Source organism: Caldicoprobacter faecalis (genome assembly GCF_900115765.1).
In the GTDB taxonomy this organism is placed as follows: domain Bacteria; phylum Bacillota; class Clostridia; order Caldicoprobacterales; family Caldicoprobacteraceae; genus Caldicoprobacter; species Caldicoprobacter oshimai.
On record NZ_FOXR01000011.1, the window covers coordinates 20,827 to 39,134 of the forward strand.

Sequence of the window (18,308 nt, forward strand, 5' to 3'; positions counted from 1 at the left end):
GATTGAGGAGGAGATGGTGGTATGAGCCTGGTCCCTATAGTGGTTGAACAAACCAGCCGTGGTGAACGCGCGTATGATATATACTCACGGCTTTTAGAGGATAGAATTATATTCCTTGGCGGGGAAATATACGATGAAACTGCCGATTTGGTGGTAGCTCAAATGCTGTATCTAGAAGCCAAGGACCCTGACAAGGATATACAGCTTTACATCAACAGCCCTGGTGGCTCGGTAACGGCTGGACTGGCCATCTATGATACCATCCAGTACATCAAGTGCGATGTGTCCACCATATGTATCGGAATGGCTGCGTCCATGGGCGCTTTCTTGCTGGCAGCCGGTACAAAGGGCAAGAGATTTGCTCTGCCCAACAGCGAGATCATGATCCATCAGCCTATAGGAGGAGCGCGGGGTTCTGCATCGGACATAAAGATACATGCAGAGCAGATCCTCAAGATCAAGAGGCGCCTTAACGAGATTTTGGCCGAGAGGACAGGGCAACCTCTTGAAAAGATAGAGAGGGACACTGATCGTGACTTCTTTATGTCGGCCTATGAGGCCAAGGAGTACGGCATCATCGATGAAGTCATTGTATCGCGCAAATAGTGAGTTAAGAGGTGAAAAAATTGGCAAGATATGATGATAGGAAACAATTGAAATGTTCCTTCTGTGGCAAGACCCAGGACCAGGTGCGGCGCTTGGTAGCCGGACCAGGGGTCTACATCTGTGATGAGTGCATAGAGCTGTGCCAGGAGATTATAGAGGAAGAGTTTGAAGAGTCGTCGGGCTTTGATATGCACGACATCCCAAAGCCACAGGAGATATACTCTATTCTTAACCAGTATGTGATAGGCCAGGACAGGGCAAAAAAGATACTATCAGTGGCGGTATACAACCATTACAAGCGCATCAACAGCGATGTAAAGAGGGATGGCGTTGAGCTGCAGAAGAGCAACATCCTGATGCTGGGGCCCACGGGTTCCGGTAAGACACTTCTTGCTCAAACGCTGGCCAAAATATTGAATGTTCCCTTTACCATAGCCGATGCTACTACCCTGACTGAAGCGGGATACGTGGGCGAGGACGTGGAGAACATCCTTTTGAGGCTCATTCAAGCTGCAGATTATGACATAGAAAAGGCTGAAAAAGGTATAGTGTATATAGATGAGGTAGACAAGATAGCGCGAAAGTCTGAAAATCCCTCCATCACTCGAGATGTGTCTGGCGAGGGCGTACAGCAGGCTTTGCTCAAAATACTGGAGGGTACTATAGCCAACGTTCCGCCGCAGGGTGGGCGCAAGCACCCGCATCAGGAGTTTATACAGATAGACACTACCAACATCCTTTTCATATGCGGTGGTGCTTTTGAAGGCATAGAGAAGATCATCCAGAACCGTATAGGTAAGAGTTCGTTGGGATTTGGAGCAGAAATCCGAAGCAAGGCCAACAGCGATCCCGGTGAGCTTCTAAAGCACATAATGCCTGAAGACCTGCTCAAATTTGGTTTAATTCCCGAGTTCGTGGGGCGTCTCCCCATCATTGTTACTCTCCATGCTTTGGATGAGGAGGCCCTGGTGAAGATTTTGAAGGAGCCCAAGAATGCCCTGGTCAAACAGTATCAAAAGCTGTTTGAGATGGACGGCGTAACATTGGAATTTGAAGATGAAGCCCTGCGGCTAATCGCCAAACAGGCTCTGGAACGAAAGACAGGAGCTCGTGGCCTTAGAGCCATAATGGAGGAATTGATGCTGGATGTGATGTTTGAGATTCCTTCGCGCGATGATATAGAGAAGTGCATAATAACTAAAGACGTGGTGCTAAAAAAGAGCGAGCCCATCATAATAATTTCGGAGGGGCAGAGGTCGCGCAAAGGGATTAAAAAGCAAAAGGAGAAGCGCGAATCGGTATCGTAATTATTGCAAGAAGGTGTAAACTCTAAAAGGGAGCGATGTAAGCCGCTCCCTTTTTTCATTGGTGCGTACGGCAATGGGCGATAACCAGGTGACTATATTTAACACATACAAAAGGCCTGTTGAGAAATCAACAGGTCTTTTTTAGTCCATTTTCATGAACCCGGGTCTTCTGACAAAATATGTAATGAAATTGAGAAATTATAATACCGGGGGTATCCAATAAATAGCTCATGGCAACAAAGATATCAAAATTGGATAAAAATCATCTGGCTACATATACTATCCAGAAGAACAGTTAAAAACCAGGTTATTAGTTTTTAAGGTTCATGGTGAATCTATGGTCAATCTCAGAAAGGGGGAATACCAGTTGCTAGGGAACGCCGTGATCATAATACAGCTCTTTTTTGCCATAATTATAGGGCTGTATTTTTTAAACCTGCTTAAGAGCCAGCAGGGGAATAAGATTGCAGTGGAGAAAGAGTCGAAAAAGGAGCTTGAGAACCTCCAGAGGCTTCGCGAGATTTCTTTGACCGAACCATTGTCTGAAAAGACCCGCCCTACCAGCTTTGAAGAGATAATAGGACAGGAAGAGGGGATAAAAGCCCTCAGGGCTGCGCTATGCGGACCCAATCCCCAGCATGTCATAATCTATGGTCCGCCCGGAGTGGGCAAAACCTGTGCCGCGCGGCTGGTGCTGGAAGAAGCGAAAAAAAATCCCATGTCACCCTTTCGTCCAGATGCCAAGTTCATCGAGATGGACGCCACCTCTATACGTTTTGATGAGCGCAGCATAGCCGATCCGCTCATCGGCTCGGTACATGATCCCATATATCAGGGAGCTGGGCCTCTGGGCATTGCTGGCATTCCGCAGCCCAAGCCGGGTGCCGTCACCAAAGCCCATGGAGGGGTGCTCTTCCTGGATGAAATCGGCGAGCTTCATCCCATACAGATGAACAAGCTGCTGAAAGTTCTGGAAGACAGAAAGGTATTTTTTGAGAGCGCCTATTACAGCTCGTATGATACCAATATCCCTCGCCATATACATGAGATATTTCAAAAAGGGCTGCCGGCCGATTTTCGTCTGATTGGAGCAACCACCAGGAGTCCCAGCGAGATACCGGCAGCCATAAGGTCTCGATGCCTGGAGATATTCTTCAGGGAGTTAAGGCCCGATGAGGTCATGCAGATCGCCAGAAATGCGGCCAAGAAAGGTGGATTTTCCATTGCCGAGCGGGCGGTCGAACTGGTGGGCAAGTATGCTGGCAATGGCAGGGACGCGGTCAACATCATACAGCTGGCAGGGGGCCTCGCTTTGACCGAAGGAAGGACCGACATTACCGTAGAGGATATAGAATGGGTAATAAACAGTGGGCACTACAGCCCGAGGCCGGAGAAAAAGGTAGAAGGTAAACCAAGGGTGGGTTGCGTAAATGGACTGGCCGTTTATGGGGCTCACCTGGGGACCATCATGGAGGTAGAGGCCTCGGCCATGCCTGCCGGAAAAGGGAAAGGCATGGTTACGGTGACGGGTATAATAGATGAAGAGGAGATGGGTTCTGAAGGCAAACGAATGCGCAGGAAAAGCACCGCCAGGGATTCGGTGGAAAATGTGCTGACAGCCGTAAGAAAATGGCTGGGCGTAAATCCCAGGGATTACGACATACACCTCAATTTCCCCGGCGGCATCCCCGTGGATGGCCCTTCGGCGGGAATCGCCATGGCGGTGGCAGTGTATTCGGCTATAACGGGACAGCCAGTGGATGGTAGGGTAGCCATGACGGGAGAGGTATCAATCCTGGGAGTGGTAAAGCCAGTGGGCGGCATAGCTGCCAAGATAGAAGCGGCTGTTCAGGCGGGGGTAAAGAAGGTGATAATCCCCATGGAGAACTGGCAGGAGACTTTCAAGAACTATAGCATATCGATTGTTCCTGTGGAGAGGATCGAGCAGGTTATAGAGCATGCTATGTATCGTGGAGAAGATGACGCCAGTGTCACAAATGTACCCCATCAAGCCGGGCTCTTAAGTGCATCAGCAAAATAAACAAGGCCGGGACCGTGCATCCCGGCTTTTTTGTTGTGTAGTTTATGGGTTTTAAGGCGGTGTAAACTATACAGGATGGCATTTATGAGATTGGATAGCTAGAGCTTGATTTTTTATACAGTTGTTATATATAATTTAAAAGTCGAGAAGATGTGCAAAATATAGGTGCGGGATTTTTTTATAGATGTGGAGGAGATAATGATATGGCCGAGCAAACGGCTGAAAAGAAAAAGGGCAGGCGAAGAAAGAAATCCAATAATAGATTAAGGCGCATTCCCTGTCTGCCACTTAGGGGATTGACGGTTTTTCCGTATATGGTGCTGCATTTTGATGTAGGGCGACAGAAGTCCATTGCCGCACTGGAGGAGGCAATGATAAACGACCAGGAGCTGTTCTTGGTCACACAGAAAGACGCAAAGATGGATGACCCAGGCTTTGATGACATATATCATGTGGGTACTGTGTCCAAAATAAAGCAGCTTCTCAAGCTGCCGGGGGATACCATACGCGTGCTGGTAGAAGGGCTTAAGCGTGGCCGGATTGTCAAGTGCATATCCACCGATCCATATTTTGAGGTGGAGATTGAGGAGATTGAAGAAAATGACCCTGAGCCAGGCGATCTAGAACAAGAAGCTTTGATGCGAAGCGTGCTAGACATATTTGAGGATTATGTAAAGCTTGGCAACCGGGTGTCCCCTGATACGCTGATATCGGTCAACGCGGTTGAAAAACCTGGCCAGCTGGCCGATATCATTGCTGCCAATGTGCTGGTCAAGATTGAGGACAAGCAGAACATCCTGGAGGCATTTGACCCGCAGGATAGGCTGGAGAAGCTGTACGGCATATTGACCAGGGAAATTCAGATCCTGGAGATTGAGAGAAAGATCAATCAGCGGGTAAAGAAGCAGATAGACAAGCTCCAGCGGGAGTACTATTTAAGGGAACAGCTCAAGGCCATACAGAAGGAGCTTGGCGAGAAGGACGGTATAGGCGAAGAGGTTGAGGAATACAGGCGAAAAATAGAAGAAGCACAGCTCCCTGAAGAAGCCTACGAAAAGGCCATGAAAGAGCTGGACAGGCTGTACAGGATGCCTCCCGGTTCGCCCGAGATAGGGATCATAAGGACGTATTTGGACTGGCTTGTGGAGCTGCCGTGGAATGTTGAGACCGAGGACAATACGGACATTAAAAAGGCCGCCAAAATATTGGATGAGGACCACTATGGCCTGGAGAAGGTAAAGGAACGGGTGCTGGAGTATCTGGCGGTACATCAGCTGACCCAGCAGATGAAAGGCCCCATACTGTGCTTTGTAGGGCCGCCGGGAGTGGGCAAAACCTCCATTGCCAGGTCCATCGCGCGGGCGCTCAACAGGAAATTCGTTAGGATGTCCCTAGGCGGCGTGAGGGATGAGGCTGAGATCCGCGGCCACCGACGAACCTACGTAGGGGCTATACCTGGCCGGATTATAGCATCGATAAGGCAGGCTGGTACCAAGAATCCGGTATTCCTCTTCGATGAGATAGACAAGATGAGCAGCGATTTTCGCGGAGACCCGGCTTCAGCCATGCTGGAGGTGCTGGATCCGGAGCAGAACTTCGCTTTTCGAGACCACTACCTGGAAGTGCCGTTTGACCTGTCCAAGGTGATGTTTTTGACCACCGCCAATACCCTTGAGACCATACCCAGGCCCTTGCTGGACCGAATGGAGGTTATTCACATTTCGGGCTATACCGAAGAGGAGAAGCTGCACATCGCTTCCCGTTACCTTATCCCTAAGCAGGTGAAGGAGCATGGGCTTAAAGAGGGGAGCGTTCAGATACCCGAGCGAGTCATAAGGGATATCATCAATTATTATACCCGCGAGGCCGGTGTACGCAATCTGGAGCGGCAGATTGCTACCATATGCAGAAAGGCTGCCAGGAAGATACTGGAGACTGGTCAGCAGCGCGTCCGAATAACCAGCAGCAACCTAAAGCGTTATCTGGGTGTTCCCATATATCGCTATGAGAAAGCGGGGCAACACGACCAGGCCGGTATTGTCACCGGTTTGGCCTGGACGGCGGTGGGGGGTGACACCCTGTTGGTGGAGGCCATCCATATGCCCGGTACTGGAAAGCTGGTGCTCACCGGTCAGCTGGGCGATGTCATGAAGGAATCGGCACAGGCCGGGTTCAGCTATATACGTGCCAAGGCACGGGATTTCGGTATTGATCCCAATTTTTACAACAATACCGATATTCACGTGCACATCCCTGAGGGGGCAATTCCCAAGGATGGCCCTTCGGCCGGTATTACCATGACCACGGCCATAATATCGGCTCTAACGGGGATACCCGCCCGCAGCGATGTGGCAATGACGGGCGAAATAACCTTGAGGGGCAGGGTGCTGCCCATCGGTGGCTTAAAGGAAAAGGTATTGGCAGCCCATAGAGCTGGGATTACCAAGGTCATCATCCCTTCTGAAAACGAAAAGGACTTGAAGGAGATCCCCGAAAATGTTAAGCGAAAGGTAAAGATAGTATTGGTGGAACATATGGATCAAGTGCTTGAGCATGCTCTGGTGGAGGTTCCTAAGCCGAAACAATAGTTTTAGTCTTCTTCGTCTTGTGGATTTATGATTATGTCCACGTTGCCCAATGTTATTCTGTGAGGGGTGTCTTTGGGTTGTGTGGTGGCTGGAGTTTGGGCGTTGTCTGTACCTTGAGAGCTATTTCCGGTTTTCTGGGGGAGTTGTGCACTGACGCCGGGTTGTGTGATGCCTTGTTTATCCTCTTGTTTACCCTCGCTTGAGGGTAGCTCGTTGCTGTCAGGACGTATAGGGGGAGAGGATGGCGATGTGCTGCGCGTGGCATTGTCGTCCATTGAAGACGATGGAGTTGACGCTGTTTGATAGGCCTGTTTTGTTGGAACGGGCCTTTTTTCTTTGTGAAGCGTGTCGATGTTGGTAAGCGACTGTTTGCTGTTTGTCCTGAGCTGTTCTACCTGGAAGTTGAGCTTTTTTATCATGGCTTCCAGAAAATACATGGCCTTGCTGTTTTGTAGCAATTGCTCTTGAAAAGCGTAAATGCTGGAGGTTATGTTTTCAAGCTGCCGTTCGATGGCGGCGATCCTTTTTTCCAATTTGCTGTACGGTAACTGTTGGTCTTGCTTTTTTTGCGCGATAGCAGCGTTGAGCGTTGCATGGGAGCCTGAAAGGGAAAGGTCCAGGACTTCTTTATAATTTATACCCCACAGCCTTAAAGTGGGGGGAAGGTCTGGCCTGTCAAACGAGGTGTAGTAGAAAAAGGTTACGATGTCCGAGGGAGCGTGGGGAATCGCTCTAGGGATACTCCAGGTATTGCCGCCGTCCTGTGAGGTTGTGCAGTATATATCGCCTTTCATCTCCCACAGGCAGTACAACTGGTCCAATAGCAGCAGCGTGGGAAGGACGGGCTCGTCCTGGCCCGTGTATATAACCTTTGCTTCCTGTGTATCGCTTTCTGGTTGAAGTGCACTTCTTAAGGATAGATATCTTATGATGTGGCTGGCACCTTCTTTTTCTTTCCATATGATGTAAATGCGCTGGCGAGGATCGGTATACAGGTAACATTCTGAGCAGGCTCGATCAGGCTTGTATATCGTTACTGGAGTGGTCCAGGAGGAAAAAGAGGGACTAAAGCAAGAATACAGGAGTGAAGGTTGATTGTTGGATTGTTGGCTGAACAACAGATGCACGTTTCCTAGGTTGTCTACAAAGGCGTTCTCTATGGTCGTAAGGCTATCAGAAGCAAAGGTCCATGTTCTTTGCCTTGTCCATTTATTCCCATTACCTCGATAATGTATCAGGAATTCTGTTCCACGCCTTAATGAGCCCTTAATGTAATATAGTATGTGGATGGTATCTCGGTATGCCATTATGGTGAAATAGGAGATGTTTTGTGCCGGAGACCGAATGTACTCCACTGTTTGGCGTTGCCATTTGAGGCCGTTCCACCAGTAATACACCAGCTGGTTTGTTACAGTATATGCCAATACATGGATGTTATCGCTGGAGTCGATTGTGACCGCCAGATCTTTAACCGGCTGGGAATCCAACAAAACATTCTGAGCCGTTGTCCCGATTTCTGATTGGGGATCTGATTGAGAATACACTATGCTCTGTTCAGGCGAGAGGAAGAAATGCCATCGATTTCCCGAGGAGGTTTTGAGCACGAATGACTTATCAACAACGCCTGCCATGATATCACCCGTTTCAACACAATCGTTTTAGTAAATCTTATGATATGATTCGAGAATTTATCACATACGTTATCACACATAATTGAATTTTTACATATTATGCAGTGAGAGGAAATATAGATTTCCTCGGACATATACTGTGAGAAAAGGAGGTTTGAAGATGTCTTTCTATTCATATAAAAATCAGGGCAATGAACGGTGTCCTAGTCGGATCAGCTTTGATGCATGCAAAAAGATAATCGAAAAGGTATGCATCCAAGTGGATAAGGTGTATGATGCCTGTCTCCAGCAGGAAACTTTAAAAGATATAAGGATTACGGTAAAAGACATATACGGCGATTGGAGGGACTTTACACCGCCGTTTACCTTCATAGGCTGCAGAAGCACCAGCGTAAAAGGTAAACTGGTGGGAACCCAGATCACCAGGCTGCCCGACCGCCCGAATTTTGCAAGGATACAAACGAAAGTAGAGATCCCGGTTGAGGTAATTTTTGAGGATGCGAACGGCAAGAGGGGTATAGGTAACAGTTCTATATCTGTTCCAAAAGATGTAATACTCTTTGTGCCGGATGAATCGGTAATTCCCTTCCAGCTGGAGAGCACTGTTAACGCTATGTGCGTATCAGGCAAGGCGGTGCACGGTGACGTTTTAAAATTTGAGGTTGATGTATGCATCACCATCATTCTGAAGATTGTAGCCAAGGTTGACCTGCTGGTGCCTTCGTTTGGGTTCTGCGAGATTCCTCCCTGTGAAGAATTTGCAGAGAATCTGTGCGAAGAGTTCTTCAGGCTTCCGCTGTTCCCGCCACAGCTTGAAGATGTACGCGATAACGCTCGATCTCCCAATCCGCGTTTATACTCCCTGGAAGACGAGCAGGAGGAGTAGCCTTGTATAACAAAAAGCGGAAAGGGCATAAATGTCCTTTCCGCTTTTTTGGGGGTCATAATGGTATGCTTAGTATATCATCTTGAGGGCTAACACTACCAAGAGACAGCATATTACAACGGAGAAGAATACTATTACGCTTTCACGCTCTTTGGATGTCAACCTGTATTCATTTGGAGGAGCAAATTTTCTGTGCCTGCTAAACAGCTTTTTTAAACCATATAAGAGTGTCATCATTTACACTCCTTTTTGGTTCCATATTCGTACAAATTTTTACATTATATGTCTATATTTTAAATTATCGTAGGTTTAAATGCAATAGGACTTTTGTATTGTTTGTCGTATTTTGTTGAAGGATGTGATCCTATAAAATAGGACTTAAGTTGTAGGTTAATATGCTTATGCTCATTTTTTCCTTGTATTATTAATAGAAATGTATTACAATAACTAGTAAAGTAGGTCTAATGTCATAGGCATTAAGTCCTAAATTAAGGTTATGAAGGGTTTCTGAGAGGGAAGGAGTATTCGCGATGGCTGATTCATCGGTCAGTTCTACGAAGGTGGAAATAACCTTGAGGTTGTCTGAATTTGAGATGCCCCCAATGCAGGATGCGCTTATAATAGGTCGCAAGGCACCTATCGGTTTTGAGGCTGCCAGGAGGATGGTAGATATTCTATCTCCTAACCAATATGAGGTTGTAAAGATACAACACCCTACTATAGAAGCAGTGGTTATTCGGAAGGCCCTTATGCAAATGGTGGCCCGCGATCGCCTTATTTCCCTTATATTGGAAGAAGGAGGGAAGGTGGCTAACGAAGCAACCATCCTTAAAGTTCAGCTGAGCATTGTGTTGTGTGTTAGCAAATCCGTTGACCTATGATTACGACGGTGTCTTCTATAATGGAAAAAGACCTCATTACAATTGAATCGATGGATAGCGTGGATAATGCTCGGCAGATAATGGCTCAAAACAGGATTGGATGCTTGCCGGTAATGGAGAACGGGCGTTTGGTGGGCATTATAACCACGTGGGATGTCATATCTTCTCACCCTAACCGGTTGGTGGCTGATGCAATGACTGCACCTCCTGTTTATGTTGAGCCTACGGCTTCGTTATGGGAAGCAAAGGAAAAAATGGATAAATATTGTATAGAGAGATTGCTGGTAGTGGAAAAAGGGCAGCTTATAGGTTTGATTACAAAGACCAGGCTTTACTTTGAGATTGCCAAGCATTTTGATATACTTACCCAGCTTAACAAAAAGGATTATATAATCTATGAGGGAGTTAAACTGCTCAGGAGCGGCAAAGAAGTTTCTATCATATTTATAGATATTGATGGATTTGGCATCATTGACAAAGAGTATGGCCATATATTTGGGGACCTGATACTGAAAGAAGTAAGCGATTTGCTTAAGGTTAAAGTACCCACCGATTGTTTTTTATGCCGCTATGGCGGTGATGAATTTGCCGTGTTGACCCCTTACAAAAAAGAACGATGTATAGAATTGGCCAAGGAGCTTTTGGACGCTATATCGCAGCATGAATATAGCATTAAAGTAAATATTACGGCTTCTGCCGGTATTTCAGGAGGCAGGCGGGAGAAAGGCCGCTTTTCTGGGAATTATGTAGACGATATAGAAAATCTTATCAATCTTGCCAGCCTGGCATCTACCAGTGCCAAGAGAAACAAAGTACCTTTGGTGGTCGCCGAAGGCTTCATACCTAGCAAAACGTAAAAAAATCTCGATTGCTCGGAATTTTTGTAAAATGGGTTTAAAAAGCGTTTAAAAAAGTAATGGGGCACTATTGCATTTATTCAGCGATATGGTATAATTGCACTAGTGATTTTGTGGAGGGACCAGGATATGCAGCTTAAGGAGGGGGTATCGTCACGCTTCATATACCGCTTGTACCTATTACTGATGGGCATATCCGTCAGTTTTTCTATTTATAGCGGTGAAATTTTTCAAAACTACTGTGTTTTGCTGATTTTAACGGTATTGATGGGTAAGCTGAAGGGAGGCGATATGCGTCTTTGAACCGGTCGAAAGGCATAGATGTCCTCTGCTGAGTATTTTATGATGGTCTTATTTTTTGAGGTCAATATATACTAAAAATTTACAATTTAGTTTGATTTATGGAGGTAGATTATGGATAAGCTGTTCGTGGGGTTTGCTCATATAGGTTATCAACAGATAATAATGTATGCAATAGGCGGCCTTTTAATCTATTTTGCAATCAAGAAGGAATATGAGCCAATGTTGCTGTTGCCCATAGGCTTTAGTACCATACTGGTCAATCTGCCACTTTCAGCGGTACTGGAGTATGAAGGTACTCCAGGGGTGCTCAAGATATTGTTTGATGCCGGCATTCAGACTGAGCTTTTCCCGGTGTTGATCTTTATAGCCGTTGGAGCCATGATCGATTTTACCCCTCTCCTTGCCAATCCCAAGATGCTTTTCTTTGGCGCTGCAGCTCAGTTCGGCATATTTGCTACAATAGTCATCGCATTGCTGGTTGGAGCCGATAGCCTTAAAGTAGCTTCGGCCATAGGTATTATAGGAGCTGCCGATGGTCCCACAGCCATCTTTGTGGCAAGCAAGTTTGCGCAGAAATACCTTGGGCCTATAACGGTGGCTGCATATTCTTACATGTCTCTTGTTCCCATCGTTCAACCGCCCGTTATCAGGCTTTTGACCACAAAAGAGGAACGCATGATCAGAATGGAATACAGGGATGTCAAGGTGCCCAAGCCTGTCAAGATTTTGTTTCCTATATTTGTTACAATCATCGCAGGCATCATAGCGCCTATAAGCGTGCCGCTGGTGGGTCTCTTGATGTTCGGTAACCTGATAAGGGAATCCGGAGTGTTGGAGAGGCTTTCAAAGGCGGCTCAAAACGAGCTTGCAAATATTGTAACCATATTGCTTGGAATCACCATCGGTTCGACGATGGTTGCAGAGGACTTTCTGCAGCCCATGACGCTGGTCATCCTTCTGGGTGGACTGGGAGCTTTCATATTCGACACGGCGGGCGGCGTGCTGTTTGCAAAGTTCTTGAATCTCTTCCTCAAGAAAAAGGTTAATCCCATGGTGGGGGCAGCTGGTATCTCGGCTTTTCCGATGTCTGCAAGAGTCATTCAGAAGATGGCGCAAAAGGAAGATCCCTCGAATTTCATACTCATGCATGCGGTGAGCGCAAATGTCGCAGGCCAGCTAGGCTCCATAATTGCCGGGGGATTGATCTTAGCGCTGGTGCCGCTTTTGGCAGGTTAAGCTGGGAGGTGTCACGGTATGCTTGAAAGCATTGCACACGCATCGGACCTCACAAAATCGCTCTTTCTCCTGGTGGTTGGAGTAACAGGCGTTTATACCACTTTGGCGCTTTTCTACCTGATGATAAAGATATTGATGAGAGCTTTCAAAGACCATGATGCTTAAAAGAGGAATAAAATTTTGCTGCAGGGCTTGAGTTTGTAAATGTACAAGTTGCTTAAGGAAAAAAGGTAAGGCAGCTGTGCTTTGCAAACTGGGTTCCGTGCGGCATAAGCTTTTTAAAAATTTTAAAGGAGAGGAGAATGGAAGGTGTTTTGGGTTTACGCAGCTATCGTAGTTTCAGTTGCCTCCTTTTTGCTTGCAGGATACCTGTACTATTGGGTAAAACGGCAGCCAGGTGGCAACAAAGAGGCTGAGGAGATTGCGCAGCTTATAAGGCGCGGGGCCAATGCCTTTCTCCGAAGGGAGTACAAGATACTGGCTGTATTTGCATCGGTGGTGGCATTCTTAATTCTACTTTTCCTGCCCCATCCTATATGGAAGAGTAACTTTTGGACTAACTTTAGAATGGCTCTTACTTTCCTGTTTGGTGCCTCGCTTTCCGCGACGGCAGGTAAGATCGGTATGGACATTGCTACCATTGCCAATTTGAAATCGGCCGTGGCCTCCAAGAAGGGTATAGCCCCCGCTTTTGAAGTGGCCTTCAAGGGCGGAGCAGTTATGGGTATGGCAGTAGTGGGCTGTAGCTTATTTGGAGCTGCTATATTGTACCTCCTCACTAAGGACCCCAATACCGTATTGAGTTTCAGCTTTGGTGCAAGTACGCTGGCTCTCTTTGCTAAGGCGGGTGGTGGAATTTATACCAAAACCGCTGACGTTAGCGCTGACCTAGTAGGTAAGGTTGAGCTGGGGATACCTGAGGACGACCCCAGGAACCCGGCGGTAATAGCCGACAATGTGGGCGATAACGTTGGTGACGTGGCCGGCATGGGTGCTGACCTGTTTGACTCCAACATAGCTTCCATCGCTGCCGCTATGGTTATAGGTTTGTCCCTCGGCCAGCAGCATATGGTGTTCTGCTATGCTACTTTAGGTTTGCTGGCTTCTATACTGGGCGTGTTGTTCATAGGCATGGGCAAGCACAAAGATCCTGGCAAGGCTTTGAATACAGGGACTTATATTACCACCGTATTGTTTGCGGTTTTGACGCTTGTGGTATCGTTGGCCTTCAAGTATGATTTGCGCATCTGGGGAGCTACCATGGTAGGGCTCATTGTTGCCGTCATCATCGGCATCACTTCGGATTATTTCACAGGGGACGGCAAAAAGCCCGTTGAGAAAGTGGCTAAGGCATCCAGCATAGGGCCGGCTTTCACCATTCTCAGCGGTTTCTCCTATGGGCTGTTGAGCTGCTTCCCTGCACTGCTGGGTATCGGCTTTTCGGCGCTGGTAGCCTATAAGCTGTGCGAACCTCTGGGAGCAAGCTATGCCATGTTTGGTATAAGCATGGCGGCCATAGGCATGTTATCCATTGTAGGAATGATCATTTCAAACGACGCCTTTGGTCCAATTGTGGACAATGCCCGCGGTTTGGTTGAGATGGCCAAGATGGGAGATGATGCTCTGGTCATCAGCGATGAGCTGGATGCTGCTGGAAACACCGCCAAGGCTATAACCAAAGGGTTTGCCATTGGTGCAGCAGGTCTTACAGTTATCGCATTGCTTGGAGCTTATAGAGAGACGGTAATGAATGTGACGGGTTCCGACATAAGTTTCAATATAATGAATCCGCTGGTATTCTTTGGCATAATGGTAGGGCTGGCGGTACCGGCTGTCTTTGCTGCCATGTTGATGCTGGGCGTTGACCGAAACGCTGAGCGAATGGTGGCCGAAATCCATCGCCAGTTCGAGACCATACCCGGCCTTAAGGAAGGCAAAGAGGGTGTCAGGCCCGAGTACGAGAAGTGCATCGATATCGCAACCATAGGTGCCATAAAAGAGTTGATTCCTGCCGGTTTGATGGCCATCGTGGTGACGCTGGTGGTAGGGTTTATTGGAGGAATCCATGCAATTGGCGGATTCCTAACCGGAAACATAGTATCGGGCTTGTTCTTGGCTTTGTTGATGGCCAACTCCGGTGGTTTGTGGGATAACTCCAAGAAATACATCGAGACAGGGGTTCATGGCGGTAAAGGGTCAGATGCGCATAAGGCCGCTGTTATTGGCGATACCGTCGGTGACCCATTCAAGGATACTGCTGGGCCATCGTTGAATACCCAGGTAACTGTGGTTTCGCTGATATCCTCGCTGGCTGCCAACCTGTTTATAGCCTTCTCGTTGTTCTGATAAGCTAAAGGTGGCTTTAAGCAGGGATGTGGCCGACGTACGGCTTTGAGTCAGTGCAAAGTTGCCAATAAGAATCCCGCCCATCTGAAGGATGGGCGGGATTTTTCATACCTGGTCAACCAGCGCGTTATGTGCTAAAATAAGCAAGGAAGGAGCGTGAAGTTATGGCAAGACCCGTCAAGTGGCGAAGAGTAGAATTTATACCCAACGTCAGACATTTTGTACCTGTGGATGTGCCGCAGAGTGGAGTTGAAGAGAACATGCTTCAGATAGAGGAGTTGGAAGCGCTGCGCCTCAAGGACTTAGAGGGATTGGAGCAGGAGGCCTGCGCCGAGAGAATGGGCATTTCGCGCCAGACCTTCCAGCGCATTTTAAACAGCGCCCGTGAGAAGGTGGCCGATTCCTTGGTCAATGGTAAGGCTATAAGGATTGGAGGGGGGTATTTCACCCGAAATATATGCAGGGTTTATTGCCGACAATGTATGGCCCAGTGGGATGAAAGCTATGAGAATTTTTCTAAAATAAAAGAAGGGGCTTATCGATGTCCCCGTTGTGGTTCGAATGATGTGGTGTGCCATGAGCCTCTCGGCTCGGGCAGGGGATTCTGCCGTGGCCATTGCTGGAGGCACGGGCAGAGGGAGTAGCCTCCGGCGTTTAGGTGGGCAATAGAGTAGCTTAAATCTTATATATAGTGGCTGGCGCGCAGAATATTAACAGAATAATTATATGTCAGCCAATTTCACGGTTTCCATGCATGCTTGATCTACTCTACTCCGCGCACAAGGCATAATTCCAGCAGTGGAGCTATTTCTGATATCGTTTCGGCGAAAACATGAGGGGGATGGGGAGTGCGGTAAAGCCGTATATCCTCTATCCCCTTCTGTTTTTGTGGTATTCTGAACTGCTGCAGCACGTACCGCTTTGCGCCCCTTATCATTTGGGCAATTTCCAATATATCATTCATATTCAGATCGGGTACGAAGGTGGTGCGAAACTCGTAGTCGCACCCGGCGTTCATTATAATCTCTATGCTTTGCTGGATGCTGGTGATGTCAACTTCCACTCCGCAGATCTCGTTGTACTTCTCAAACGGGGCCTTTATATCCATGGCGATGTAATCTACCAAATTCTTATCTATCAGTTTTTCAAGCACAGAAGGGCGGGTACCGTTGGTATCCAGCTTTACCAAGTATCCCAGCCCTTTTATTTTTATGATAAATTCTTCGAGGTCGGGTTGAAGGGTGGGCTCCCCGCCGCTTATTACCACCCCATCAAGGAATGAGCGGCGGGTATCGAGAAACCGCATTACTTCGTTTATGTCATACTCCATATCGATGGTTTTAGGGTTGATGATGTGGCGGTTGTGGCAAAAGTAGCAGTTCAGGTTACAGCCGGGGGTAAACACCACTGCAGCGATATTGCCCGGATAATCCACGAATGAGTTCTTTTGCATGCCAGCTATTCTCATAGCGTCTCTTCCCGTATCTTGAATTTCTTGCGGTCAAAATACTCACGCTTTTTGCCAGGATTGTAGTTTTGTACCGGCCTTAAATAGCCCGTCACCCTTGACCACACCTCTGCCTCGGCTCCGCATTGAGGACACTTGAAATGTTCTCCCTTTATATACCCGTGCTGGTTGCAAATGCTGAAAGTAGGGGTGATGGATATATAGGGTATTTTGGATTGTGTGAAGATCTTTTGAATGAGCTTTTTAGCCACAGCGGTATCCTCTATCTGTTCGCCGAGGTAAAGGTGCAGCACTGTCCCTCCGGTGTATAGCGACTGCAGTTCATCCTGCAGAGCCACCACCTCGAATATGTCGTCAGTATAGCCCACCGGCAGCTGGGTGGAGTTGGTGTAGTAGGGCGTTTCATCGTCCCCTGCGGTTATGATGTCGGGATATCTGCTTTTATCCAGCTTGGCCAAGCGGTAGGCTGTGGCTTCAGCCGGCGTGGCTTCCAGGTTATAGAAGTGGCCTGTCTCCTTTTGCAGCTCTATGAGCAGGTCACGCAGATAGTGCATGACCTCTATGGCAAAGGCTTGCCCTTCCGGAGTGGTGATGTCCTTGCCCATAAAGTTGAGCAGCGCCTCGTTCATGCCCACAATGCCGATGGTGCTGAAGTGGTTGTACCAGTACTGTCCCGTGCGCTCCTTTATATGGCGGAGATAGTGAGTGGAGTAGGGGTAAAGGCCATTTTCGGACTGCTGTTCGATGACTTTTCTCTTGATCTCCAGGGCCGTCTTGGCAATTTGTACCTGCCTCCACAGGCGGGACTTGAACTCGCGCTCGGAGGAGGACAGGTATCCTATCCTGGGGAGGTTTATGGTTACCACCCCAATGGAACCGGTCATGGGATTGCTGCCGAAAAGGCCGCCACCGCGCTTCCTGAGCTCGGTTATGTCCAGCCTCAAACGGCAGCACATGGATACCGCATCTTCAGGGGACAGGTCAGAGTTTATGTAGTTGGCAAAATACGGTATGCCATACTTGCAGGTGATCTTCATGAAGTCTTCGACCACCGGGCTGTCCCAGTCGAAGTCAGGAGTCACGTTTATGGTGGGGATGGGGAAAGTAAATACCCTCCCCTTTGCGTCGCCTTCCAGCATTACATCGCAGAAGGCCCGATTGAACATATCCATCTCTTCCTGGAATTCGCCGTAGGTTTCGTCCATCATTTGGCCGCCTATTATGACGGGCTGATCGCGCAGCGTGGCAGGCACCTTTATGTCAAAGGTCAGGTTGGAAAAAGGACACTGGAATCCCACCCGCGTGGGTACGTTGATGTTGAATATGAACTCCTGGATACATTGGCGTACTTGGCTGTAGGTCATCTTGTCATAGCGGATGAAAGGAGCGCAGTAGGTGTCGATGCTGGACCAGGCCTGAGCTCCCGCAGTCTCGCCTTGGGTGGTAAAGGTGGAGTTTACAATCTGTCCCAAAAATGAGCGAAGGTGTTTGGCGGGTTTACTCTCAACCTTACCCGGTACCCCACCGAATCCCTCAAGCAGGAGCTGGCGAAGGTCCCAACCAGCGCAGTATGGCCCGAAAAAGCCCAGATCGTGGATATGGCAATCGCCGCTTTCGTGTGCCTCCCTGACTTCCTGGGGATAGATTTCGTGCAGCCAATAGTTTTTGGTAAACACCTCGCGCACGTAATTATTAAGCCCGTTTACGCTTTTGTGGGTGTTTGCGTTTTCCTTTATCTGCCAATCCTTATCGCCCAGATAATTTGAAAACATTTCAATGGTGGCGCCAATCAGGGCGTTCAGATTCCTGGCATTCCTTCTCTTTTCACGATACAATATGTACGCTTTTGCCGTTTGAGCGTGGCCGTTTTCGATAAGCACCTTCTCTACGATGTCCTGTATTGCCTCTACATCTGGGATCCTGTCGCCAAACTTGAGGTTGGCTATGTCGACTACCTGACGGCACAACTCTTCGGCACGATTGAAGTCGTTACCTCCGCATGCCATAGCCGCTTTGAATATTGCCCAAGTGATCTTTTCGGGCTGAAATTTTTCAATCCTTCCATCTCGCTTGCGAATCTGCGTTATCATGGTATCCAATCTCCTTTCAAAAAACATAGATCGATTTAAAGCTCATACAATTTTAAACGGTGTTTTTT

At 47.9% G+C, this 18,308-nt stretch carries 15 protein-coding genes; 12 read left to right on the forward strand and 3 right to left on the reverse strand.

Going from position 1 to position 18,308, the window contains the following annotated elements:
* Positions 1-21: 21 nt before the first annotated feature.
* The 4 genes from clpP to lon all read left to right on the forward strand — a co-directional run bounded on the left by clpP (position 22) and on the right by lon (position 6,542).
* Positions 22-606, forward strand: coding sequence for an ATP-dependent Clp endopeptidase proteolytic subunit ClpP (gene clpP, locus BM241_RS05895; protein WP_092282273.1), 585 nt, complete (start codon positions 22-24; stop codon positions 604-606).
* Between the two features lie 20 nt (positions 607-626).
* A complete protein-coding gene (gene clpX / locus BM241_RS05900) occupies positions 627-1,913 on the forward strand; it encodes an ATP-dependent Clp protease ATP-binding subunit ClpX (RefSeq protein WP_092282274.1) in 1,287 nt (428 codons plus the stop codon).
* A gap of 337 nt (positions 1,914-2,250) precedes the next feature.
* The gene (lonB, locus tag BM241_RS05905) at positions 2,251-3,954 is read left to right on the forward strand and encodes an ATP-dependent protease LonB (protein WP_051456362.1); all 1,704 of its coding nucleotides are present in this window, start codon (positions 2,251-2,253) and stop codon (positions 3,952-3,954) included.
* Between the two features lie 203 nt (positions 3,955-4,157).
* Positions 4,158-6,542, forward strand: a complete 2,385-nt coding sequence (lon, locus tag BM241_RS05910; protein WP_025747709.1) for an endopeptidase La — start codon at positions 4,158-4,160, stop codon at positions 6,540-6,542.
* A 2-nt stretch (positions 6,543-6,544) separates the two neighbouring features.
* Here lon and BM241_RS05915 read toward each other — a convergent pair whose 3' ends face one another.
* Entirely contained in the window at positions 6,545-8,173 is a 1,629-nt protein-coding gene (locus BM241_RS05915; RefSeq protein ID WP_092282275.1) for a hypothetical protein, read from the reverse strand.
* 160 nt (positions 8,174-8,333) lie between these two features.
* Between BM241_RS05915 and BM241_RS05920 the strand changes: the two genes are divergently transcribed.
* The 8 genes from BM241_RS05920 to BM241_RS05945 all read left to right on the forward strand — a co-directional run bounded on the left by BM241_RS05920 (position 8,334) and on the right by BM241_RS05945 (position 15,326).
* Complete coding sequence (locus BM241_RS05920; protein WP_025747707.1) at positions 8,334-9,059, forward strand: hypothetical protein; 726 nt, start codon at positions 8,334-8,336, stop codon at positions 9,057-9,059.
* Between the two features lie 530 nt (positions 9,060-9,589).
* Positions 9,590-9,940, forward strand: a complete 351-nt coding sequence (locus BM241_RS05925; protein WP_025747706.1) for a hypothetical protein — start codon at positions 9,590-9,592, stop codon at positions 9,938-9,940.
* Between the two features lie 20 nt (positions 9,941-9,960).
* A complete protein-coding gene (locus BM241_RS05930) occupies positions 9,961-10,797 on the forward strand; it encodes a CBS domain-containing protein (protein WP_051456361.1) in 837 nt (278 codons plus the stop codon).
* A 129-nt stretch (positions 10,798-10,926) separates the two neighbouring features.
* Positions 10,927-11,100: a hypothetical protein gene (locus BM241_RS12425; RefSeq protein ID WP_177206106.1), complete on the forward strand. Its 174-nt coding sequence runs from the start codon at positions 10,927-10,929 to the stop codon at positions 11,098-11,100.
* A gap of 111 nt (positions 11,101-11,211) precedes the next feature.
* Positions 11,212-12,336: a sodium ion-translocating decarboxylase subunit beta gene (locus BM241_RS05935; RefSeq protein ID WP_092282276.1), complete on the forward strand. Its 1,125-nt coding sequence runs from the start codon at positions 11,212-11,214 to the stop codon at positions 12,334-12,336.
* Positions 12,337-12,354: 18 nt separating this feature from the next.
* Positions 12,355-12,501, forward strand: coding sequence for an OadG-related small transporter subunit (locus tag BM241_RS12430; RefSeq protein ID WP_156925083.1), 147 nt, complete (start codon positions 12,355-12,357; stop codon positions 12,499-12,501).
* A 144-nt stretch (positions 12,502-12,645) separates the two neighbouring features.
* Positions 12,646-14,682, forward strand: a complete 2,037-nt coding sequence (locus tag BM241_RS05940) for a sodium-translocating pyrophosphatase (RefSeq protein WP_092282277.1) — start codon at positions 12,646-12,648, stop codon at positions 14,680-14,682.
* A gap of 164 nt (positions 14,683-14,846) precedes the next feature.
* Complete coding sequence (locus tag BM241_RS05945) at positions 14,847-15,326, forward strand: DUF134 domain-containing protein (protein ID WP_025747702.1); 480 nt, start codon at positions 14,847-14,849, stop codon at positions 15,324-15,326.
* A 119-nt stretch (positions 15,327-15,445) separates the two neighbouring features.
* Here BM241_RS05945 and BM241_RS05950 read toward each other — a convergent pair whose 3' ends face one another.
* Together BM241_RS05950 and BM241_RS05955 are read right to left on the reverse strand one after the other, a co-directional pair.
* The gene (locus tag BM241_RS05950) at positions 15,446-16,150 is read right to left on the reverse strand and encodes an anaerobic ribonucleoside-triphosphate reductase activating protein (RefSeq protein WP_092282278.1); all 705 of its coding nucleotides are present in this window, start codon (positions 16,148-16,150) and stop codon (positions 15,446-15,448) included.
* The gene (locus BM241_RS05955) at positions 16,147-18,240 is read right to left on the reverse strand and encodes a ribonucleoside triphosphate reductase (protein WP_092282279.1); all 2,094 of its coding nucleotides are present in this window, start codon (positions 18,238-18,240) and stop codon (positions 16,147-16,149) included. Before BM241_RS05955 ends, BM241_RS05950 begins: the two co-directional genes overlap by 4 nt.
* Positions 18,241-18,308: the final 68 nt, after the last annotated feature.